Origin of the sequence: Halopseudomonas pertucinogena, from assembly GCF_014646575.1 — a bacterium.
GTDB lineage: Bacteria > Pseudomonadota > Gammaproteobacteria > Pseudomonadales > Pseudomonadaceae > Halopseudomonas > Halopseudomonas pertucinogena.
Map to the genome: position 1 here is coordinate 1 of NZ_BMNN01000022.1, position 600 is coordinate 600.

The 600-nt window shown below is 65.5% G+C and carries 1 protein-coding gene; it reads left to right on the forward strand.

Annotation, left to right across the window (positions count from 1 at the left end; translation table 11 throughout):
- Positions 1-600 (forward strand): electron transfer flavoprotein subunit alpha/FixB family protein (locus IEW63_RS14545; protein WP_195826176.1); only part of this gene is annotated, 600 nt, incomplete at both ends.

A 600-nucleotide genomic window follows, 5' to 3' on the forward strand; every position in this document is an offset into this window, starting at 1 on the left:
CTACAGCCACATCCTGGCCCCGGCCAGCACCAACGGCAAGAACTACCTGCCGCGCGTCGCTGCCCTGCTGGATGTCGACCAGATCTCCGAGATTATCGCCGTGGAAAGCGCCGACACCTTCAAGCGCCCGATCTATGCCGGTAACGCGATCGCTACCGTCAAGTCCGACGCGCCGATCAAGGTCATCACCGTGCGTGCCACCGGCTTTGACGCCGTCGCCGCTGAAGGGGGCAGTGCCGCCGTTGAAGCCATCAGCGCCGCCCACGACGCCGGTACCTCCGCCTTCGTCGGCGAGGAGCTGGCCAAGTCCGACCGTCCCGAGCTGGCCGGTGCCAAGGTTGTGGTCTCCGGTGGCCGCGGCATGCAGAACGGCGACAACTTCCAGATGCTGTACGAACTGGCCGACAAGCTGGGCGCCGGTGTGGGTGCCTCGCGTGCCGCTGTCGATGCCGGCTTCGTGCCCAACGACATGCAGGTCGGCCAGACCGGCAAGATCGTTGCGCCGCAGCTGTACATCGCCGTCGGCATCTCCGGTGCCATCCAGCACCTGGCGGGCATGAAGGACTCCAAGGTCATTGTTGCGATCAACAAGGACGAGGA